The sequence below is a fragment of the Rufibacter soli genome (assembly GCF_054781795.1).
This window is the reverse complement of the sequence record NZ_BAAGTS010000002.1, coordinates 1,969,448-1,989,164: the sequence shown is the minus strand read 5'-3', so window position 1 is coordinate 1,989,164 and position 19,717 is coordinate 1,969,448. Positions and strand designations below refer to the sequence as shown.

The window sequence follows — 19,717 nt, the reverse complement described above, 5'->3', positions numbered from 1 at the left end:
AGGTAGTCCGCCCTTCTTTTTAGGTATTATGCCAGCCCCCAATTTGCAAGCAACCCGCTGCCAAACTCTATGTTGAACAAAACCCGTGTTTTTCTTCTGGCCCCATTACTGGGTTTTCTTTTGTTACTTTCTCGTCCTGTTACAGGGTATGGGGTCCTTTCGCACCAGGCTATTATAGACGTGTGCTGGAAACCGGCTTTGGTGCCCGCCCTGAAAAGGAAATTTCCGCAAGCCACGGAAGAGCAACTCACCAAAGCCCATGCCTTTGCCTATGGCGGCGCCATTATCCAGGACATGGGCTATTACCCTTTCGGGAATACCTTTTTCACTGACCTTACCCATTATGTGCGGAGCGGTGACTTTATCAATTCACTTCTGCAGGAAGCCGGTACATTAGAGGAATATGCCTTCGCCTTAGGAGCCCTGGCCCATTACTACGCCGATAACTATGGGCACCCCATTGGTACTAACCGGGCGGTTCCTTTGGTATATCCAGAGCTTAAGGCTGAGTTTGGGCCGGAAGTGACCTATGAGGAAAACCCTGCCGCTCACGTGAAAATGGAGTTCGGGTTTGACGTGCTTCAAGTGGCCCGCGGCAATTATGCCCCCGAGGCTTACCATGATTTTATTGGGTTTGAGGTGAGCAAAGAGGTGTTGGAACGGGCCTTTAAGAAAACCTATGGCCTGGAACTGAAGAGCCTCTTTGTGAGCCTGGAGTTGACCATTGGCACATTCAGAAGGTCGGTGAGCAATTTAATCCCCAGCCTGACCAAAGCCGCCTGGAACCTAAAGGCCTCAGAAATAAAAGCCGCCAAGCCGGGCGCCACCAAGCGGGCCTTTCAATACAAAATCAGCAATACGGAATACCATAAAAAGTGGGGCCGGGAGTATAATAAGCCCAATCTTTTCCAACGGATTTTGAGTTGGCTTTTACGGGTATTGCCCAAAATAGGACCTAACAAAGCCCTGGCCTTTAAGCCGCCCACCCCAGAGGCCGAAAGGATTTTCATGGAGAGTTTCAACGTTACTTCTGAGAAATATTCCCAACAATTAGGGAGCCTGTCTAACAACCTTGAACCCTTTAAAAATACCGACCTGGACACCGGCGACCCCACCGAGAAAGGTAGTTACGAAAAAGCCGACAAAACCTACGCAGAGTTGCTGGAGAAGCTGGAAAAGAAAAAGTTTGAAGCCCTAAGCCCGGCCCTTAAAGCGAACATTCTGGGCTTCTATAAAACGGCCCGGCCACCCAAAAGCACAGACCAGGAAAAGCTGAAGGAATGGGAGATGATTCAGGCTAACCTGGAAAAGCTGAAGAGCCAGGACCTTCAGTAAAATTGAGTTTCCTTTCTGTAAGGAAGAATAAAAAAAGACTCGCTTTTCCTAAAAGGTTAGATGTAAAGGAGCAAATACTGTAGACTAACCAAAAAGATTAAAGTGCATACCCTGAGCCCTTTTCTGTTTCGGGCCTGTTTTCTGAAAAACAGGCCCGAAACAGAAAAGGGCTATTTTTCTTCCAAGGTTTCTTGAGGGAGAGGCTGGTTTTCTTCCTGGCCTTCAAGCAAAGTGGGGGTGACGTGAAGCCACTGGGTTTCCATGGTTTTGCTGGTGCGGGCCCCAAGCTTCTTAAGTAACTCCACTCTTTTGAGCAGGTTCCCGTTGCCTTCAGTGAGTTTGTTCATGGCGGCGCGGTATTTCTGCTGGCTTCGGTCCAGGTTCACGCCTATGTCTTTCAGGTCTTCCAGGAAATTGGCGAATTTGTCATAGAGCTTCCCGCTTTCCTCGGCTATACGCAGCACGTTGCGTTTCTGGCTTTCCTGCTTCCAGACGCTGGCCACGGTACGCAGGGTTGCCAGCAGGGTAGAGGTAGTCACAAAGACAATGTTGCGGTCCAGGGCTTCTAAGAACAAATCACGGTCCTCCTGAATGGCCAGGTGAAACGCCGGTTCAATGGGAATGTACATGAGCACGAAATCCGGGGAGTTGACCCCATGTAGGTGCTGGTAATTTTTCCGGCCCAGATCTGTAAAGTGCGTGCGGAGGGATTGCACGTGGCTTTTAAGGTACAACAGTTGCTGGGCTTCATCTTCGCAGTTACAGTAGGCGTCATAGGCCACCAAACTTACCTTAGAGTCAATGATGAGGTGTTTGTTATCCGGGAGGTCGATGATCACGTCTGGCCTAAAGATTTTATTCTCATCATGCTGCATGACCTGTTCGCGGCGGTAATGCACATCTTTTTCCAAACCGGATTTTTCCAACAGGTTTTCCAACAGATATTCGCCCCAATTGCCCTGGGCTTTCTTTTCGCCCCGTAAGGCCTTGGTAAGGTTAAGCGCGTCCTGGCTCATCTGCTGGTTCAGGCCGGCCATGAAGGTGATCTGTTCTTTTAGAGAGGTAGAATCTTTGAGGGTTTTCTCATAGGTCTGCTCCACTTTGTTCTCAAACTCCTTAATGCGCTCCTTTAAGGGGGAAAGAACCTGCTCCAGATTTTCAGCGGAGGTTTTCCGGAAATGCTCGGCGTTGTTGACAAGTACCTGATTGGAGACCTGGGTGAATTGCTGCATAAAGGTTTCGCGCAGATGCGAAAGCTCGGCCCGCTCGTCGGTTAGTTTTTGCTTTAAGTGGTAAATGTCGTTTTCGGCGCGGGTCACCTCTGCGTGCAGTTCCATTACTTTGGTCGTTTCCTGCCGAAGGCGCTCTTGTAGTTTTGCCGCTTCGGCCTGGGCCGCTTCCTGCTGTTTTTCAGCGAAGGCTTTTCCTACTTCCTGCTGCTGCATGGTATTCTTGAGGGCTGCCACCTTTGCCAGCAGAAAGAAATACACCAGGATGGCACCAACTAAAAAGGACAGGAGGGGAAGCGTAAATTCCATAAGACAAAGAGGTGTTTAAGCCCAGACAACAGTTAAAGGTAGGGATTAAGTGCCTAAAGTCTAAAAATATTCGCATTAGTAATAGGGTTAGCAAATGAGTTGCCTGTCTAGTAAGTGCATAGGGAGTAGATGGTAAGAAATTAAATAGCCAGTCAGGTGGTTACTTCCCCTCCATTCAGGTATTAACCAGTAGATTTGGCCGCTTAAGTAGCCAGATGTTAAGGGTAGTCAGCCTTTTAAGAATGGAGGAGGCTGCCAGCAAGAAAAGCAGAATTTATTTGCCACAAATGAGATAGATGGGCCGCTTTTTGCGTTACCAACATACGGCAAAAGTGTGCCAATATTAGTTAGAATAGGAATGGACGTTTTTTTACGAGTAAATGGAAGGATAGGAAAATTTGTACGCCAAAAGCTATGGAACCCCATCATGGCGATGGCCAAACAAGGCTTTACACCACACCAACTGGCCCTTACTATATCCCTGGGCATTGGCTTCGGGTTGATTCCTTTCATTGGCTTAACCACCATTTTGTGTAGTTTCTGGGCGCTTAGATTACGCCTGAATGTGGCCTTCACTATTTTATTGGGATACCTGATGCAGCCTTTTCAACTAGCGCTCTACGTGCCGTTTGTAGACCTGGGGCAGTTTATCTTCCCGGTAACGCCTATTCCCTTTTCCTTGACCAAACTCACCCAAATGTTTCAGGCAGATTGGCTTCTGGCTTTGCAACAGGTATGGGTGGCTAACTTAGTGGGAATTCTGGCCTGGCTTCTCTGTTTTGTGCCCTTCGGGCTGGCGCTTTATTTCTCCAGTAAAAAGGTGTTGCACCGGGTTTTGCCTTCCAACCAAACAGTGTAGCGTTTTAAGCCTGTTTTTTGAAAAACACAGGAAAACGAGATTTCTGTTTTATCGGTTGGCTTCAATAAACTGGAAGTTAAACCCTTAGTAAAATTGCTTTTACGTAAAAAATCGACCTATCTTCGTTCCCTAAGCCTTTAGAACTAATGTCTGGCTTGGAAATAACTGTACCACAAGAATTAACCTTATGAAAAGATTCTCTTTACTTCTGCTAGCTTTTTTCTGTATTTCCCTTTCCTACGCGCAAACCAATATTCCTGCGGCGAAGGCTGGAGTTACCTACGGGAAAAAAGTAAATGCCAAGAAAGCCATTCCGCTTACTGAAATGACCGCCAAGTTGGCTAGCGATTCTGTCTTTACCGGTAAAGTGGAAGGAACCGTGGTGGAGGTCTGCAAAAAGAAAGGTTGTTTCATGAAATTGGCCCGCGCCAACGGGGAGCCCATTATGGTGAACTTCAAAGATTACGGCTTTTTTATGCCTCAAGACATTGTAGGAAAAACGGTGGTAATTGACGGTACCGCCAAAGTGAAAGAGACCAGTGTAGAAGATTTAAAGCACCTGGCTCAAGACGCAAACAAAAGCAAAGAGGAAATAGCCGCCATTACCCAACCTAAAAAAGACATTGTCTTGGTGGCTAATGGAGTGTTGGTGGTAAAATAGATAACAAGCCGCTGGAGATTCCAGTTTTAGAAACAAATAAGCACTTCTTCTACATGGGTAGGGAAGTGCTTATTTGTTGGGATAAATTCAAAGTTTATTATGTATGTGGGCTTAGAGGGAAGGGTTTAGTAAACCAGCTTGCCTTTGCGAATAGCAAACGGAGCCCCCTCACCCTCACCCTAACCCTCTCCCTCCAGGGAGAGGGAATCACGCTGTTGTGTTTTGAGGCTGTTTTGCGAAAAACAGGCTTAAAACAGGGATACCAGTCCTCTAAAGAATTTACCTTGGTTTCATTCTTGTATCTCCAATGCCTTTAATTCAATGGTATTAATGTTTTAGTGACTTCCCACTGAAGCTAAAACCTATCCTCTTGCGCAGATGCTTTTGTAGGCGCAGTATTGGCAGGTTTCCAGGTCATTGGTTTTCCGGATGGGTTCTGCGGGGTCCAGCATGCGGAGGACTAATTCCTTAAGCAACTTTTCCGTGGTTTGCATGAAATCGGCGGGCTCACCGGCGGCATCTACAAAAGGCAGTTCTGAGGTAAGGACGCCTGCGCTTAGGTTCCGGAAGGAAATAATGCCTGCCTCATATTCATACTGCGCCTTAGGCAGGTTTAAGACCTTGCTTTCCAGTAGGCTGCCTTTCTGGATTTCCTTGGCTAGGATATAGCGGTACAACCAGAGCTGGCGCACCTTGTCCAGGTTCCGGTCGTGGAGGAGGGTGGTTTCCAGGTCCTCGGGGTTTACTTTGAGGTTGCCGGCTACCACTTTTCCGGTTTTGTAGTCAATTACCCGCAGGGTACGGCCACTCAGGTCAATGCGGTCGGCTTTGCCGGAAATCTGTACGGGTACTTTTTCGCCGGAAGGGAGCACTACTTCCAGTTCGGTTTGCAAGGTGTCTTCCAGGGAGAGAATGTACAGGGGCAACTCCTCTGAGTTTTGGAGACCTTCAAGGTAGCGGGTGAGCAGTTGCACAGCCACTTTATACAAAATCAGGTTCATGCCTTGCTCGGGCAAATTACCCAAGGTGCCCCGCTTGAATTCCATCTTTACCTTTTCTTCCAGGCCAGCTAGCATCACGTCTACATCGGCTTTCTCAATGGGGCGCGCCTCTTCGGCAAACGGCCTGAAATAGTCTTCCAGCACCTGGTGCACAATAGTCCCGAAGGTATCTGCGCCCACCAGTTCATCAATCTCTTCCACCTCCTGCAGCTTGGCAATGCGACTGAAATAATACTGCAGGGTGCAGTTCACAAACTGGTTCAAGTGAGAGGGATAGAGGCCACGCCGCAATTCATTTTTCAGCTTGCCCAGCACCTCTTCGTCCTTCTGGATAATGATGTCTGGTTCGTATTCCTTGGTGTCCAACTGCTCCACTACTGCCGTCAGCTCCCTGAAGGTGATGTTGGGGTTGCGGGGCGCCAGGTCATGCTGTAGCTGCAAAATAAACCTTGACTTCTCACCCGAGCCGTAGGTGTCTGAGGGAAGCACGTAGAGCAGGTTTACGCGCTTGGCGCGCTGCAACAAACGGTAGAAGTAATAAGAGGTAATGCTTTCTTGTTCAGCGTAGGTAGGCAGCCCGAAGGTGCGCAATACATCATACGGAAACAGCGAGTTTTGCTTTTTGGGCTGAGGCAGAACGTTCTCATTTACGCTCAGGATGATGAGATTCTCAAAGTCCAGGGCGCGCGTCTCCAGCATCCCCATGACCTGGGTAGGCGAGATAGGTTCCCCGCTGAAGGGGAGCTTGGTGTTGCCTATTTGTTCATACAGGAACTTCTTGAAACTACGCACCGAGATTTTATGTTCGCGGCAGTCAAAGAGCGAGTCCAGGCGCTTAACAATGGTGTAGAGAATGTAGAGGTACTCGGTCTCAATGGGGTTCTCGGTTTCCACCCGGTAAATGCGGCCCAGGGCGTCTACCAGTTGGTAAAGGGTGTCAATAAGGTCAGTGCAGTCATTCCAGGTCCTGAAGAGGGTAATGAACATAGGGTGCTCGCGGCCTAGCCGTATGATTTCCTCGGCGGTGAGTAACACGCTGTTACGGGCCACCATCTCGTCCAACACGTGCTGGAAAAGGTCCAGGTCAGTCTCGCGCTCGGCCAGGCTGTTCAGGTACTGCTCATAGCGCCGCAGGAAGGGATGCTGCAGCAATTTTGTGACGGCCAGGTGATGGTAGCGGTTTACGCGATACCCAGTATCGGTGGGCTGAACCACGCCCGTAAGGTGCACGTCAAAAAGTAAATCAATCAAGTTGAACAGGGGAGTGCCTTTAAAGGAAAGCCCCATGGTCACGTTATAATCAGAGACCTCATCTGAGATGGAGTGCAGAACAGGCAGGAGCAGGGTCTCGTCCGGGAGCACAATGGCAATCTCGGCCGTGGGGTCTTTCTCCCGGATCTCGCGCAGCAATTGGCCCGCTATCTTGCCTTGCATACTGGCGTTGGCCACGCCAATGGCGTTGATTTCTTTGGTATCTGATAATAGCAGGTTCTGTTGCCAGTTCCACTCCGGAAGCGGCCATTTGGCTTTGTAGCGTTTAAGAAAGTGGCCGGCCCGTTTATCTGAATCGGGACTCATATAGAAGTCATCGGAATCAAAAAAGACCTCGGCCTTGCCCGCTGATAATAACGTTTGGATAATGTGCTGCTCGGCGCGGGAAAGGGCGTTCAGTCCAATGAACACGTACCGGAAACAGCCTTTTTCACTTTTGGCTATGTCTTTAATGCGCTCAGACACCATTCTAAAGGCCATGCCCGTGTAAGCCTGTTTGTCTTTCTGCAGTTTTTGGCGCAGGGCGTGGTAGGTGCGCTCCAGATTGGTCCAGAGTTGGAAATATTGCTTGACGTTATCAGTGGGGGTGCTGCTGCCAGGTTTGCCCGGGTCCCAGCGCTCCAGAGCCTTGGCCTCACTCACGTACTCGAACACCGCGGAAGGGTCTACCAGCTCCATGTCCATGCGCGAGAAATCTTCCAGCAGGGTAGCGCTCCAGCCTACAAACTGATCAAAATCCAGCTTGGGGTCAAACTGTAGCATGATGTCATACAAATCCAGTTGCAGGTGCAGAGGCTCCAATACTTCCACGTTGGCCATGTTGCAGACAAACTCCTCCATGGAGTAAATCTGCGGCGACCAGATACCGGTGGGCGCGGCCTCGGCCAAGGCGTTCTTGAAATAGAGCGTGGCCCGGCGGGTAGGCAGCACAATGCACAACTCGCTTAGTTGGTCTGTGTAGGTTTGGTAAATATGGTCAGCGGCTTGCCGAAGGAAAGATTGCATGGGAAGCGTTTCTGGGAACAAGAATCAAGAAGCAAGTTACGGCATTCTGCCGGGAACACGTAACCTAACCCCTTGGCTGGTGAAATATGTTTTAAGCCCGTTTTTTCAAAAAGAGGCTCAAAACAGGGCGGCGCTGGAAAGACCCAAATCTGCCAATCCCGTACGTACATTTTAGCTTACCACTTTAACCCTTCCAAATGAGCCGCTACGCTGTGTCTGATATACATGGGTGCCTGAAGACCTTTAAATACCTATTGGAGAAAGAGCTTCAGCTAAAGCCTACAGACACGCTGTACCTGCTAGGCGACTACATTGACCGGGGGCCCGATTCAAAAGGCGTGCTGGATTACATTATGGAGCTTCAGAAAGAGGGTTTTTCTTTAAAAGCCTTACGGGGTAACCATGAGGAAATGCTGTTGCAGTCCCGTACAGACCCGGCCTACCTTTCTACCTGGCTTTTTAATGGCGGCAAAGAAACCCTGGAAAGTTTTAAGGTAACAACTCCCCAACAGGTGCCAGAAGAATACTTTACCTGGATGGAAGACCTGAAGTTCTTTATTGCCCTGGATGATTACCTGCTGGTGCATGCCGGGTTCAACTTCCAGGCGCCAGATCCCTTTGCAGATACGGAGGCCATGCTCTGGACCCGTTCCTTTGAGCCAGACAAAGCCCTGCTGGGTAATCGCAAGATCATTCACGGCCATACCCCCGTTTCCCTGGACCAGATGGCGACCAAAGTGGCTAGCCCAGACTTTACAGTTCTTTCTATTGATGCCGGTTGCGTGTATACGGGCAGGTTTGGACATTTGGCCGCTTTAGACCTGGATTCTCTGGAACTAGTGGTGGTGCCTAACAAAGAATAAAAAAGACCGCCCGCCGTTTTGGGCCTATTTTTTGGAAAACAGGCCCAAAACGGCGGGCGGTCCTATGCTTTAGAAATGTTTATTTGCCCTGCGGCGCATGAACTTCCTCCAGCTGTAATACGCGGCTGGTATAGGTGCGCATTTCATCCGTGAGTTGGGGCTCGTCTTTGAGGGAGTGCCCAAACGTAGGAATCATTTCTTTGATTTTAGATTGCCATTCCGGGGAATTCGCCTTTTGCGGGAAGCATTTGAAAATAAGGTCCACCATAATGGATACGGCCGTGGAAGCCCCTGGCGAAGCTCCCAAAAGGGCAGCCAGGGAACCGTCAGAGGCGCTTACCACCTCCGTCCCGAATTCCAGCACCCCGCCTTTCTCTTCATCTTTCTTGATTACCTGCACGCGCTGGCCGGCAATCTCCAGTTCCCAGTCTTCGGGCCGCGCGGTGGGCACGTATTCCCTGAGCGCCGCAATACGGTCTTCATCTGACTGCAGCACCTGACTGATCAAATACTTGGTCAAAGGAATATTGGTATAGCCCGCGGCCAACATAGGCCTCAGGTTATTGACCTTTATAGACAGGGGCAAATCAAAGAAGGACCCTTTTTTTAGAAATTTGGTGGTAAACCCGGCATACGGGCCAAAAAGCAAGGCTCTTTTGCCGTTGATCACCCGGGTATCTAAGTGGGGCACAGACATGGGTGGAGAGCCCACTGCGGCCTTTCCGTACACCTTGGCCTGGTGTTTGGCAATCACGTCTGGGTTGGTGCATTTCAGCCATTGCCCACTCACCGGGAAGCCCCCAAAGCCTTCGCCTTCCGGAATACCAGATTCCAGAAGTAGAGGCAAAGAGCCGCCGCCGGCGCCAATGAACACAAACTTGGTTCTGGCCCTGCGTTTCTGCTTGGTATTCACGTCTTTCACGCGTACGCGCCACAGGCCGTCTTCTTTTCTCCGGAAGGAGCGTACCTCATGGTTTAAAAACAAGGTAACGCCCCCCATTTCCTTCAGGTGTTTGAACATATGCCGGGTCAGGCAGCCAAAATTGACATCGGTACCGGCTTCCATGCGGGTGGCCGCCATGGGCTGGGAGGTATCACGGCCTTGCATGATCAAGGGCATCCAGCGGGTAAGCTGCGCTATTTCCTCTGAGTACTGCATACCCTGGAAAAGGGGCGAAGTGGTCATGGCCTCGAATCGCTTGCGCAGGAAGTCCACGTTTTTTTCGCCCCAGACAAAACTCATATGCGGCACACTTCTGATGAAGACCCTTGGATCATCAATAATGCCGCGTTCTACCAGAAAGGACCAGAACTGACGAGACTGCTCAAACCATTCGGCAATCACGTTGGCTTTGGAAATATCTATAGAACCGTCTGGTTTCTCTGGGGTGTAGTTGAGTTCACAGAACGCCGAGTGGCCCGTACCGGCATTGTTCCAGGCATCGGTGCTTTCTGAGGCTACCTCGCCCAGGCGTTCATATATTTCAATGGTAAGGTCTGGTTGCAGCTGCTTCAGCATCACGCCCAGGGTGGCGCTCATGATGCCGGCCCCAATTAACACTACATCGGGGTTGGTGACTATTTTATCCATGGTCTCTTTCTTGTTGGTAGATAGAGTACGAGGAAAGGGGAAGAAAGTGTTGTGGGCGGGTGAAAGTGGTGAATGTGCCAGTTTTATCAAAGGCTTAATTCTGCATCAAAAAAAATTATCATAAAAACTTATTAGTTAAGTGTGAAATAGATGGTCCAAAATATTAAAGTTAGAAAGGAACCAAATAGGACTATAAATTCATAACGGTCTCCTCGAGATTGATTCTCAAGATCTTTTATAATTCTTACAAATCTTTTACCTGACTTAAAATAAAAATTATTTACTAAAAGAATTAATATATAACCGAGGAAAAAGTCTCTGTAACTATTTCCTGTTAAACTAAATATTTTAAATGTATGCAGTACTCCACATATATTAACTAACTCTATAAAGCTTATAGAATAAATTACTTCAGTAAAGACGTGATGGCTTTTATTGAAAACCATATACTTATTTAGGAATTTATGGAACAAGTAAAAATTAAAAAACAAGTATTTATACATTAAAAATTAAGTTTTATTAAAATCCATTATTAAATAAAAAACCATTTAATTTAAATCAATCTTACTCTATCACTTGCCCCACATACTCCCATTCCTCGACGCGGTCTTCTTCAAAATAATAGACCACGCAGGTAATTTTACTGAATACCAATTCCCTGAAGAGGGCGGCATAAGAATTCAGGTTGTCTATGTATTCCTGCTTGGAAGGGGGAAGTTTATAGTCAATCAAGGTCACGTCGCCGGTTTCTCCGAACACGATGCGGTCTGGTTTATAGCGGTTGGTGCGTACGTCCAATACTTCGCGCTCGTTCTCCACGGTCATGGTGCGGCTGAAGTAGCGTTGCATTTGGGGGTGATGCAGCACGTGGTCCACCATTTGGGTGAGGGTAGGGAGCTCGCGCTGCGAGATAATGCCCTGGCGGACTAGTTGCCGAAGGGCTTTGGGGGCTTCGTCTGCATAGGTGATGAGAGCCAGCGCTACATGCAATTTGCGGTTCCAGCGGCGGTGTTCCTGCTGGGTCTCAAAATCAAAGACGTTGTTGGCGTGCTGTTTCAGTTTCAGATTTTGGGCCCAGTCAGCGGAGGTGAATTTATCCAGTACATACACGTCTTCTGAGATAGCAACATGGTGCACTGCCTGTTGGGCTCCCCTGGAAAGCTGGTAGCAGGACTGCCCGTCTTGCCATAGGTCTTTGCTTTGCAGGAATTTGTGCAGCCAATAGCTTACGTTTTTCTGGTTGCCGCCTTTAGTAAAATCCTGGGCCTTGGCAATAAGGTAAAGCCTGTCTACCGGCCGTGTGAGGGCCACGTAGAGCATGTTCAGGTTCTCTATGAAGGTCTTTTCCAACTTTTGGGCGTACTGATCTTGTAAAGCAGTCTGTTCCAGCTTTTTATTGAGTGTGACCACGGCCGTGCGCAGTTTGCTGTCGCCGGCCACGCTAGCCGGGAGCGTTCCCCAAAGGAGGGAAGAGGTCTGCGGTTCCAGGCTCCAGTCACAGAAGGGCACAATCACAACGGGGTAGTCCAGGCCTTTGGCTTTATGTATACTGGTTATGGTAATGGCGTTACGGTCTTTGGGCGTGTTTATGCTCAGGTGTTCTTTGTGCAGGTCCCAGTACTCCAGGAAGTTGTTGAGGTTGTTGCTGTTCTTGAGCGTGTATTCCAGCACCAGGTCCAGAAACCGGAACAGGTACTCGCACTCATTGTTCTTGCCCAACAAATCAAAAACTCTGATCAGCTTCTCGGTGAGTTCATAAATAGACAGGTTACCGGCATCGCGGTACGCAATGTCAAAGCCCTGTTCCTGCAGAAACTGGAAGAAGGGGTCAATGCTGGGGTTGGTGGCCAACCAGGCAATTTTGTTGGTGGTTATGTTATCTGGCAATTCCTGGTGCACCACCTTATAGACCAGATACAGCGCCTGCGACCGGGCCAGCCCATTGCCGGGCTGGTTTAGCAACCGGAAGAAAGAGATAATTAAATTGATCACCTCGGCAAACTGCAGGGACAAAGAGTCCTGCGAGATGATGTCATATTTCTTCTGCTTGAGGAAGTTGGCGACCAGCTTGCTGTTGCGGTTGGTGCGGCTGAGGATGGCAATGTCCCGGGGAGCGTAGCCATCGGCTTCCGCCTGTTTCACCATCTGCAAAACCAGTTGCAGGGTGCTCTCCTGGTAGGTGAGCAGGTCCTCGGCGGAATAGCCTTCATAAATGTCTTCGGTGGGTAGGCAGGCCTCTAAATCCATTTGCACCGGCGGTACCTCATTTTTGGTGAAGAGCACCTGCAAATGCGCCTGCCCTGCCTTTTTACCGGGGGGAAGTTCCTGCTTAAAGCCTTCGTCATAAATGGCTTGCAAAAGCGGAAACTGCGGATTAGACTGGCTTACAAACCAGAACAGCTCATTGTTAAAGGTGATGATCTCGGGGGCACTCCGGTAGTTGGTGCCCAGCCTATCTGGGGAGATAGTCCATTTAAGGGTGTCATAGCGCGGGGCTACATTCTCCTCAAAGCGGGAGTTTTCATACAAATGGTGCGTCTGCCTGCGGTGCAGGTGCAGGATCTGCTCCATCTCGCCGCCGCGCCAGCCGTAAATGGCTTGCTTGGCGTCACCTACCACCATGTTAAAGCCCCCTCCACTTAAAGCATTCTCCACCAAGGGCAATAGATTGTTCCACTGCAGGACCGAGGTATCCTGGAACTCGTCTATCAAGATGTGCTGGTAGCGTTCGCCCAGGCGCTCATAAATGAAGGGAATTGGCTCCTGCAAGACAATCTCTGTGATACGCTTATTGAATTCAGAAATGTGCACCAGGTTTTTGTCCAGCTTTATTTCCTGAATGCACCGCTCCAACTCACTCAGCACGCTCAGCTTGTAGAGGTGGGGCAGCATGGAAGAGATAAGGATGTGGTTTTGGGTCTCGCGCTCCTTCAGTTCCTCAATCCCGCGGTAGAGGTCTGCCAGTTTATCTTTGATCTGGTCCAGGCTTACTTTGGCGCCGGTGCTGGCCTTGCCGCTGGTCCATTTGTCTTCGTTTACGGTTTTGGTGGCGTTGCTATTTGAGGTGGTGATATCAAAAGCCGCGTTCCATTTCCTAAAGTAGGAATAGATGCCCCGGTCTCCGTAATACATCTCCTCGGGCTGGATGTTATGCGTCTGTATCAAGTCAAAGGCCTCTTTGGCCAACCCCTGAATCTGCTTTTCAATGCCCTGTTTCTGGGTAAATAAATCACTCCGTATCTTCTTGAAATCCTGGAGGGTAAGGGTGCCTATGTCAAGCAGGTGTTCATAGGTCTGCTCATTCAACAGATGGCGGGCAAATTCGGCTAACTCCTCGGGTAGGTTGTTCCAGCTTTTGCCTTCTTCGGCTTTCTCCAGGGCGTATTGCTGTAGGGTTTCGGCCAGCAGCCGGTTGTCTTCCTGGGTGTTTACTTTATTCAGGAGCAAACTCACGGCCGTACTTAACAGCGTTTGGGCATCCATGTCTACCTCAAAGTTATGTGGCAGTTTAAGCTCTGTGGTAAAGGCGCTCACTACCTTGTTCACGAAGGAGTCAATGGTGCTCACGGCAAACTCTGAGTAATGGAACAGCAGATGGTCAAACACCCGCGCCGCCCGGCCGCGTAGAGTTGCCTCGGTTAAATGGGGTTGTTCATACTCTGCCTGAATCTCTTCTAATATGTTAAGCAGTAATTGGTCACTCTTGGCTTTCTCTTTCTCTGGCTGGTTAGGGTCATTGAAACTACGCAAGGCTCCCAAGATGCGGGTTTTCATTTCCTGGGCGGCATCATTGGTAAAGGTGATGGCCAGAATGTTCTTGTAGTAAGAAACATCATCGGTCTGCAGGGCCAGCTTCAGGTATTCTTTGGTGAGCTGGTAAGTTTTGCCGGAGCCGGCAGAGGAGGAGTATATTTTAAAGGACGCAGGCACTTTGGAGAATTAAGAATTGGGAGTTAGGAATCTGGAACCGTTCAAAGAAATACTAAAACGCTTCTTCTGTTTGGAGGCTCTTTTAAAGGCGTTTTTACGAAAATAGGCAAAAACTACGTCTTCCTCTACAGAAAGCCTAGGCTATTGGTATTTCCCGCAGGAACATGTTTTGCATTGGCAGGCCATAGGAAGCCATAAAGCGTTTTAAGCCTGTTTTTGTCAAAACAGGCTTAAAACGCTTTGCCCTTAGGTTTTCCTAAGTAATAGGGGCAGTCAGTAATTTGGTACGGGTTATAAAAAGGGCAATCTACTGGTATAGGAAGTTCTTTGTGCAAAGGGGTAAGGCTGGGAGGCAATGGTACTGGTTTTGGGTCCGGTGGAGAATTCAGTTTGGCAAACCTGCTTGAGCATGCAAAGCAATTGCAGGGTGAAATTGGTACTTAAAAAGGCATGCTTTTCCTGGTTGGTTAAGTCTTTGCCGTCTACTACCAAAAAATTCTCCAGTTCCACAAGTACGTCAAAGGAATTCCTGAGCTTATGAATTCGCTTAAGGTAAGTAGGGGAGTCGTTCAAGGCCATGACCTCACCCACGGTATACCCGAAGTTAATCCTGGCCTTCATTAAATAGTCACATAATGGGTACAGGTCTGGAGTATCCAGGTCAGAAATCAAGGCGATGTAAAAGTTGTTCTTATGCGGATCCTGCACGGGTAATTTAGAGACGGAGACCACGTTTAGCGTTGTCTGGGTGCAATTTTGAACCGAACGATCCAATAAGAACCGGGAATACATTTTAAAGGCCAGCGATCCAATGGCAATAAGGTTAAAATCACGCTGGTTTCTGGAAATGGTGGTAAAATGAATCATCAGACCAAAAAAAAAATCCTGCCAACACCCGCATCAGGCCTCTGGGTCTCCCCGTATGCCTTCCATTCTTTGATCCTGTCAGCACTAAGCGCTCAGGAATGGAAAGCCGGCTGACCCTAAAAGGAAATTCCCATGGGGGAAGGGGAAAGAGATTGTTCTGCTGTCTGATTCAATCGTTTTATACGTGTTTACTTCTATCTATACGTGTTTATACGAGGAGCCCAGTTCTTAGACTCAGTTTTAATATTTAATTAACGTTTGCCCCTATTAGCCATTTTTTTAGCAAAGTAGTTCCCGTTTAGGCACTTACCTATAGCAGTAAGAACGGCAAATCCTGAGAATATTAGGAACGTGCTATAAATTTGCGTACCTTTGCCCCACAATACACGCCGAGACTCCGTTTGGTCTCATTTTTTGGCAATAAGGCACTTCTCAAGCAAACCTCTGTGCGGGTTCCCGCAACGAAATCTTGATAAATGACGAATACCCTAGGGCAGGTGTATTGCATTTATAAAACACTATCAAAAATTAATGGAAAGAATTAAATTCCAGGAGCTTCCGTTGTCGGAAGAAATCCAGCGCGCTATCGTGGACTTAGGTTACGAAGAAGCTTCTCCTATCCAGACTGCCGCCATTCCTGTTTTGTTGGAAGGCCGCGACGTTATCGGGCAAGCCCAAACCGGTACAGGTAAAACCGCCGCCTTCTCAATCCCAACCATTGAAGGGATTGATCCTAACAACCGCGAGGTACAGGCGCTTATCCTTTGTCCAACCCGTGAGTTGGCTATTCAGGTATCAGAGGAGATACAGAAACTAGTTAAATACAAAAAAGGCATCAGCGTAGTGCCTATCTATGGCGGCCAGCCTTATGAGCGCCAGTTACGCGCCCTTAGACAAGGGGTACAGATCGTGATCGGGACACCCGGCCGCGTAATGGACCACATTGAAAGAGGCACCCTGAAACTGGAAACCACCAAAACCATTATCCTTGATGAGGCTGATGAGATGTTGGACATGGGTTTCAGAGAAGACATTGAGTTTGTCCTGAGCCATATGCCTGAAGACCGCCAGACGGTATTCTTCTCCGCTACTATGAGCAAGCCCATCATGGAGCTGACACGCAAGTACCAAACCAACCCTGAAATAGTGAAGGTGACCCAGCAGCAGCTGACCGTGACCAACATAGAGCAGGTGTACTTTGAGGTACGTAGCGGCGGTAAAATGGAGGTGACCACCCGCCTGATTGACATGTACAACTTCAAGGTGGTGATCATCTTCTGTAACACCAAACGCATGGTAGACGAGCTGGTAGGACACCTACAGGCCCGCGGCTATTTCGCAGACGGGTTGCACGGTGACTTGAACCAGAACCAGCGTAACAACGTGATGGGCAAGTTCAAAGCCGGTACCCTGGAGATTCTGGTGGCCACCGACGTAGCAGCCCGTGGTATTGACGTTGACAACGTAGAAGCGGTGATCAACTATGACCTTCCGCAGGATGACGAAAGCTACGTTCACCGTATTGGCCGTACTGGTCGTGCCGGTAAGTCTGGTAAAGCTTTCTCTTTTGTAGCTGGCCGTGACCTTTATAAACTGCGTGACATTGAGCGCTTCACCAAAGCCAAAATCATCCGTCAGAACGTACCTACCTATGAAGATGTAGCCGAGGTGCGTACAACTTTGGTTTTAGACCAGGTGAAAGAAGTCATCGCCAAAGGCGGACTAGCCAAGCATATCCTCAAGATTGAGCGCCTGGTTGACCAGGACTTGACTACTATGGACATTGCCGCCGCCCTTCTGAAAATGGTGATGAAAGACACTAAAAACAAGGAGAAGAGCGCCGAGGCCGGTGAGGCCAAAGGAGGCCCTAAACCTGGTTTTGACCGTCTGTTCGTGACTTTAGGCAAGAAGGATCGCCTGCACCCCAAAGACTTAGTTGATATCCTGACCAACAGCACCAGCATTCCTGGTAATAAGGTAGGCGATATTGATTTATATGACCGGTTTAGCTTTATTGAAGTACCCACCGAATATACCCCTGAAATCTTGGAGCGCCTTTCTGTAACGGAAATCAACGGTATGACCGTGAAATTCCAGAAGGCTGAGAAGAAGAACATGGACCCTGCCGAAGGTGGACGTGAACTGCAGGAACTGGAAGACCGCCCTAGAAAGAAATTCTATGATGGTCCGTTCAATAACCGCGGTGGCGACAGAGACCGAGGCGGTGATCGTGGTGGCAGCAGAGGCGGCTACGGCGGAGACCGTGACCGTGGCGGTGACAGAGGCGGCTATGGCGGCGGAAACCGTGGCGGTAGCTACGGTGGAGACCGTGACCGTGGTGGCAGCACTGGCGGAAGCCGCTTTGGCGGAGGTGATCGTGGTGGCCGCAGCAGCGGTGGCGGCGGAAGCTTCCGGGAGAGAAAAAGAAGAGATTACTAAAATATTTTCAAAAAGGATAACCCTCTTTTAAAGCCCCCGTATAAGATAGGGACAGAGCTTAAAAGTTAATAAAGGGTTTAGTATCTGTTTTAAAATAAACGCAGCACTAAGAATGCTGCGTTTATTTTTTGTACCTACCTCAAGGAAAGTAAAGTTTTAAATTCGCCGTTGTTGATGTTCTCAGGGGCCAACGATCCAGCCTGCCTTTCCATTTGACATTTAGCTGTTAATGTCCATTTCCTTTCCTGCCAAGCCTCAAGGCGGAGGTGGCGTCCTGCCCGCGTGTGTCACTTTTCTCCTTGATGCTCAACCTAACCAAAAGAATCAAGAAGCCCCGAACTCGCTGCCGCTCAGACAGGCGGGGCTTCAGGAAGGTACCACCGGGTGAAAGCCTTCTGCTTCGTAGGGAGCTGAGGCCTTTACTAATTGCAAGGTCATTGCTTGCCCCTGCCCATGCTTCGGGCTACGCGGTGGCGGTCCTCCGCAAGGTCTAGGGCACATGGTCCTATCGCTGGTAGGTCCGTTGCAAGGCGTGCATCGCCCGGGGGCGGAAGAAGAAAGTCTGGTTAAGTTAGGGAGGCGGTGGCTCAGAAGACCTCGTAGTGCGCGCAGCTCCTACGAGTGTCTGTGCCAGTTGTATCAATATGTGTGCTCCCCTGTGTTAACACCCCTCTTCAGAGCTTCGCTCGCTGCCTCAAATTCTCGTTTGGGCAATCCTCAAGGGGGGAGTCAGCGATTAGTAAGCGGTATAAAGGATTGTCGGGCAGTAGTGCGTTTTGAGCCTGTTTTTCCAAAAACGTGCCCCAAACGCCATCAACCTCTACCCAAATCTCCGTCGTTACGCATTTCCCAGTTCCAGTCTTTACTTCGAGCGCCTCGCTTGTGGCCCTGCAATAGCTATACTAAGGGAAGAAGGCAACTCGGCCGCAAGGGCAGTGCGAGGGGGAAAGACGGGGCCCCGCGGCCGTGAGCGCTCGGAGGGAAACCATGCAACATTACAGTATAAGGACTTAAGGCGAAAGCGCTCACCACGCCAGCAGCAGGCGGGAAAAGGATTTTAAAAATAGGAAGTCTAAGCCAACTGCAAGTTAATACCCCTTAGCATTACCATCCTTCCGCCATGGCCTTCCCAGCCAAATACCCCCCAGTCCAGGCGGCCTGGAAATTAAAGCCTCCTGTGATCCCGTCAATGTCCACTACTTCCCCGGCGAAAAACAATCCGGGATGCAGGCGGCTTTCCATTCGCTCTAGGTGCAATTCTTCCAGTTTAATGCCGCCGCAGGTGACAAACTCTTCCTTAAAAGTAGTCTTGCCTTTCACCGCGAAGGGAGTTCTAACCAACAGTTCAATTAGTTTGTTTTGAGCTTTACCGGGCAGGTCTGCCCAAATGACGGTTTCCGGGACTTCGGCTAGTTCGCAGAGGCGCTGCCAAAGGCGGGTAGGAAGTTGGAAGAGAGGGTTAGCGAAGACAGTCTTGCGGGGGGAAGCTTGCCGTTGTTGGAGAAGCTGGGCACGGACTTGGTCCTCGGTTTCATCTGGGACCCAATTGACCAGGGCTGAGCCGGTGTAATGCAGGCTGTACATAAGTTTGGCGCCCCATGCAGAGAAGCGTAACACCGCCGGGCCACTTAAACCCCAATGGGTGATGAGCAAAGGTCCTTCGGTTTCAAGTTTTTGGCCGGTTAATTTGATTTTGGCCTTTGGTACGGCTACGCCCATGAGATCTTTGAAGGGGGAATTGGGGACGTTCAGCGTGAAAAGGGAGGGTAAGGGTGCTTCTATGGTATGACCCAGTTGCTGGAGCCATTGGTAGCTCTCGGGTTTGGCATTTCCCCCGGTGGCCACTAATACTTTGGAAGCCGTAACTGTTTCTCCGCTGCTTAAGTCCAGAGAGAATTTGGGTGACTTTTCAGTTACATGAAGGGCATTGACGCCTACGCCGGTCCTAATGTCTACCCCCGCCTGACGAGCCGTCTGCAGGAGGCAGTCCACGATTGTTTCTGAGGTGTTGGACTGCGGGAACATCCGGCCATCAGGTTCGGTTTTTAGTTGTACACCGCGCTTTTCAAACCAATGGACGGTATCCTGGGCACTAAACAGGGGCAGTAGCTTTTTGAGGACTTTTTGGCCTCTGGGGTATTGTTGTGCAAAAACAGAAGGCTGGAAACAGGCGTGGGTCACATTGCATCTTCCGCCACCCGAAACCCTAACTTTAGAAAGGAGCTTGGTGGTTTTCTCCAGCAATATTACGCGCAAAGCAGGATTCGCTTCAGCGCAGGTGATGGCCCCAAAAAATCCGGCCGCTCCGCCCCCAATCACTACTATTGTTTCCTGCATCTATTTTAGCCTTTACAGC

General features: G+C 49.5%; 11 protein-coding genes. 5 read left to right on the top strand and 6 right to left on the bottom strand.

Annotated elements, in window-relative coordinates:
- The first annotated feature begins 69 nt into the window (after positions 1-69).
- Positions 70-1,335 (top strand): zinc dependent phospholipase C family protein, encoded by a 1,266-nt coding sequence (locus ACYVJQ_RS10210; protein ID WP_460892972.1) that lies wholly within the window; start codon positions 70-72, stop codon positions 1,333-1,335.
- Between the two features lie 170 nt (positions 1,336-1,505).
- Here ACYVJQ_RS10210 and ACYVJQ_RS10205 read toward each other — a convergent pair whose 3' ends face one another.
- The gene (locus ACYVJQ_RS10205) at positions 1,506-2,873 is read right to left on the bottom strand and encodes a DNA recombination protein RmuC (protein WP_460892971.1); all 1,368 of its coding nucleotides are present in this window, start codon (positions 2,871-2,873) and stop codon (positions 1,506-1,508) included.
- A gap of 427 nt (positions 2,874-3,300) precedes the next feature.
- On the opposite strand from ACYVJQ_RS10205, the gene ACYVJQ_RS10200 reads away from it, so the two are divergent.
- Together ACYVJQ_RS10200 and ACYVJQ_RS10195 are read left to right on the top strand one after the other, a co-directional pair.
- Entirely contained in the window at positions 3,301-3,732 is a 432-nt protein-coding gene (locus ACYVJQ_RS10200; protein ID WP_460892970.1) for a DUF2062 domain-containing protein, read from the top strand.
- A gap of 187 nt (positions 3,733-3,919) precedes the next feature.
- The gene (locus tag ACYVJQ_RS10195) at positions 3,920-4,393 is read left to right on the top strand and encodes a DUF4920 domain-containing protein (protein ID WP_460892969.1); all 474 of its coding nucleotides are present in this window, start codon (positions 3,920-3,922) and stop codon (positions 4,391-4,393) included.
- Positions 4,394-4,755: 362 nt separating this feature from the next.
- Here the strand turns inward: ACYVJQ_RS10195 and ACYVJQ_RS10190 are convergent, their stop codons facing one another.
- Entirely contained in the window at positions 4,756-7,671 is a 2,916-nt protein-coding gene (locus tag ACYVJQ_RS10190) for a PD-(D/E)XK nuclease family protein (protein ID WP_460892968.1), read from the bottom strand.
- 197 nt (positions 7,672-7,868) lie between these two features.
- Here ACYVJQ_RS10190 and ACYVJQ_RS10185 point away from each other — a divergent pair, with 197 nt between their 5' ends.
- On the top strand, positions 7,869-8,534 hold the full coding sequence (locus ACYVJQ_RS10185; RefSeq protein ID WP_460892967.1) for a metallophosphoesterase family protein: 666 nt from the start codon (positions 7,869-7,871) through the stop codon (positions 8,532-8,534).
- 79 nt (positions 8,535-8,613) lie between these two features.
- Here ACYVJQ_RS10185 and ACYVJQ_RS10180 read toward each other — a convergent pair whose 3' ends face one another.
- From ACYVJQ_RS10180 to ACYVJQ_RS10170, 3 genes are all read right to left on the bottom strand, one after another.
- Positions 8,614-10,125 (bottom strand): malate:quinone oxidoreductase, encoded by a 1,512-nt coding sequence (locus tag ACYVJQ_RS10180; RefSeq protein ID WP_460892966.1) that lies wholly within the window; start codon positions 10,123-10,125, stop codon positions 8,614-8,616.
- 564 nt (positions 10,126-10,689) lie between these two features.
- Positions 10,690-14,055 (bottom strand): UvrD-helicase domain-containing protein, encoded by a 3,366-nt coding sequence (locus ACYVJQ_RS10175; RefSeq protein ID WP_460892965.1) that lies wholly within the window; start codon positions 14,053-14,055, stop codon positions 10,690-10,692.
- 291 nt (positions 14,056-14,346) lie between these two features.
- Positions 14,347-14,922 carry a hypothetical protein gene (locus ACYVJQ_RS10170; RefSeq protein ID WP_460892964.1) on the bottom strand — a complete coding sequence of 192 codons (576 nt, stop codon included), beginning with the start codon at positions 14,920-14,922 and terminating at the stop codon, positions 14,347-14,349.
- Between the two features lie 531 nt (positions 14,923-15,453).
- Between ACYVJQ_RS10170 and ACYVJQ_RS10165 the strand changes: the two genes are divergently transcribed.
- Positions 15,454-17,361 (top strand): DEAD/DEAH box helicase, encoded by a 1,908-nt coding sequence (locus tag ACYVJQ_RS10165; protein ID WP_460892963.1) that lies wholly within the window; start codon positions 15,454-15,456, stop codon positions 17,359-17,361.
- A gap of 1,104 nt (positions 17,362-18,465) precedes the next feature.
- On the opposite strand, the gene ACYVJQ_RS10160 is transcribed toward ACYVJQ_RS10165, so the two are convergent.
- The gene (locus tag ACYVJQ_RS10160; protein ID WP_460892962.1) at positions 18,466-19,698 is read right to left on the bottom strand and encodes a BaiN/RdsA family NAD(P)/FAD-dependent oxidoreductase; all 1,233 of its coding nucleotides are present in this window, start codon (positions 19,696-19,698) and stop codon (positions 18,466-18,468) included.
- Positions 19,699-19,717 lie beyond the last annotated feature (19 nt).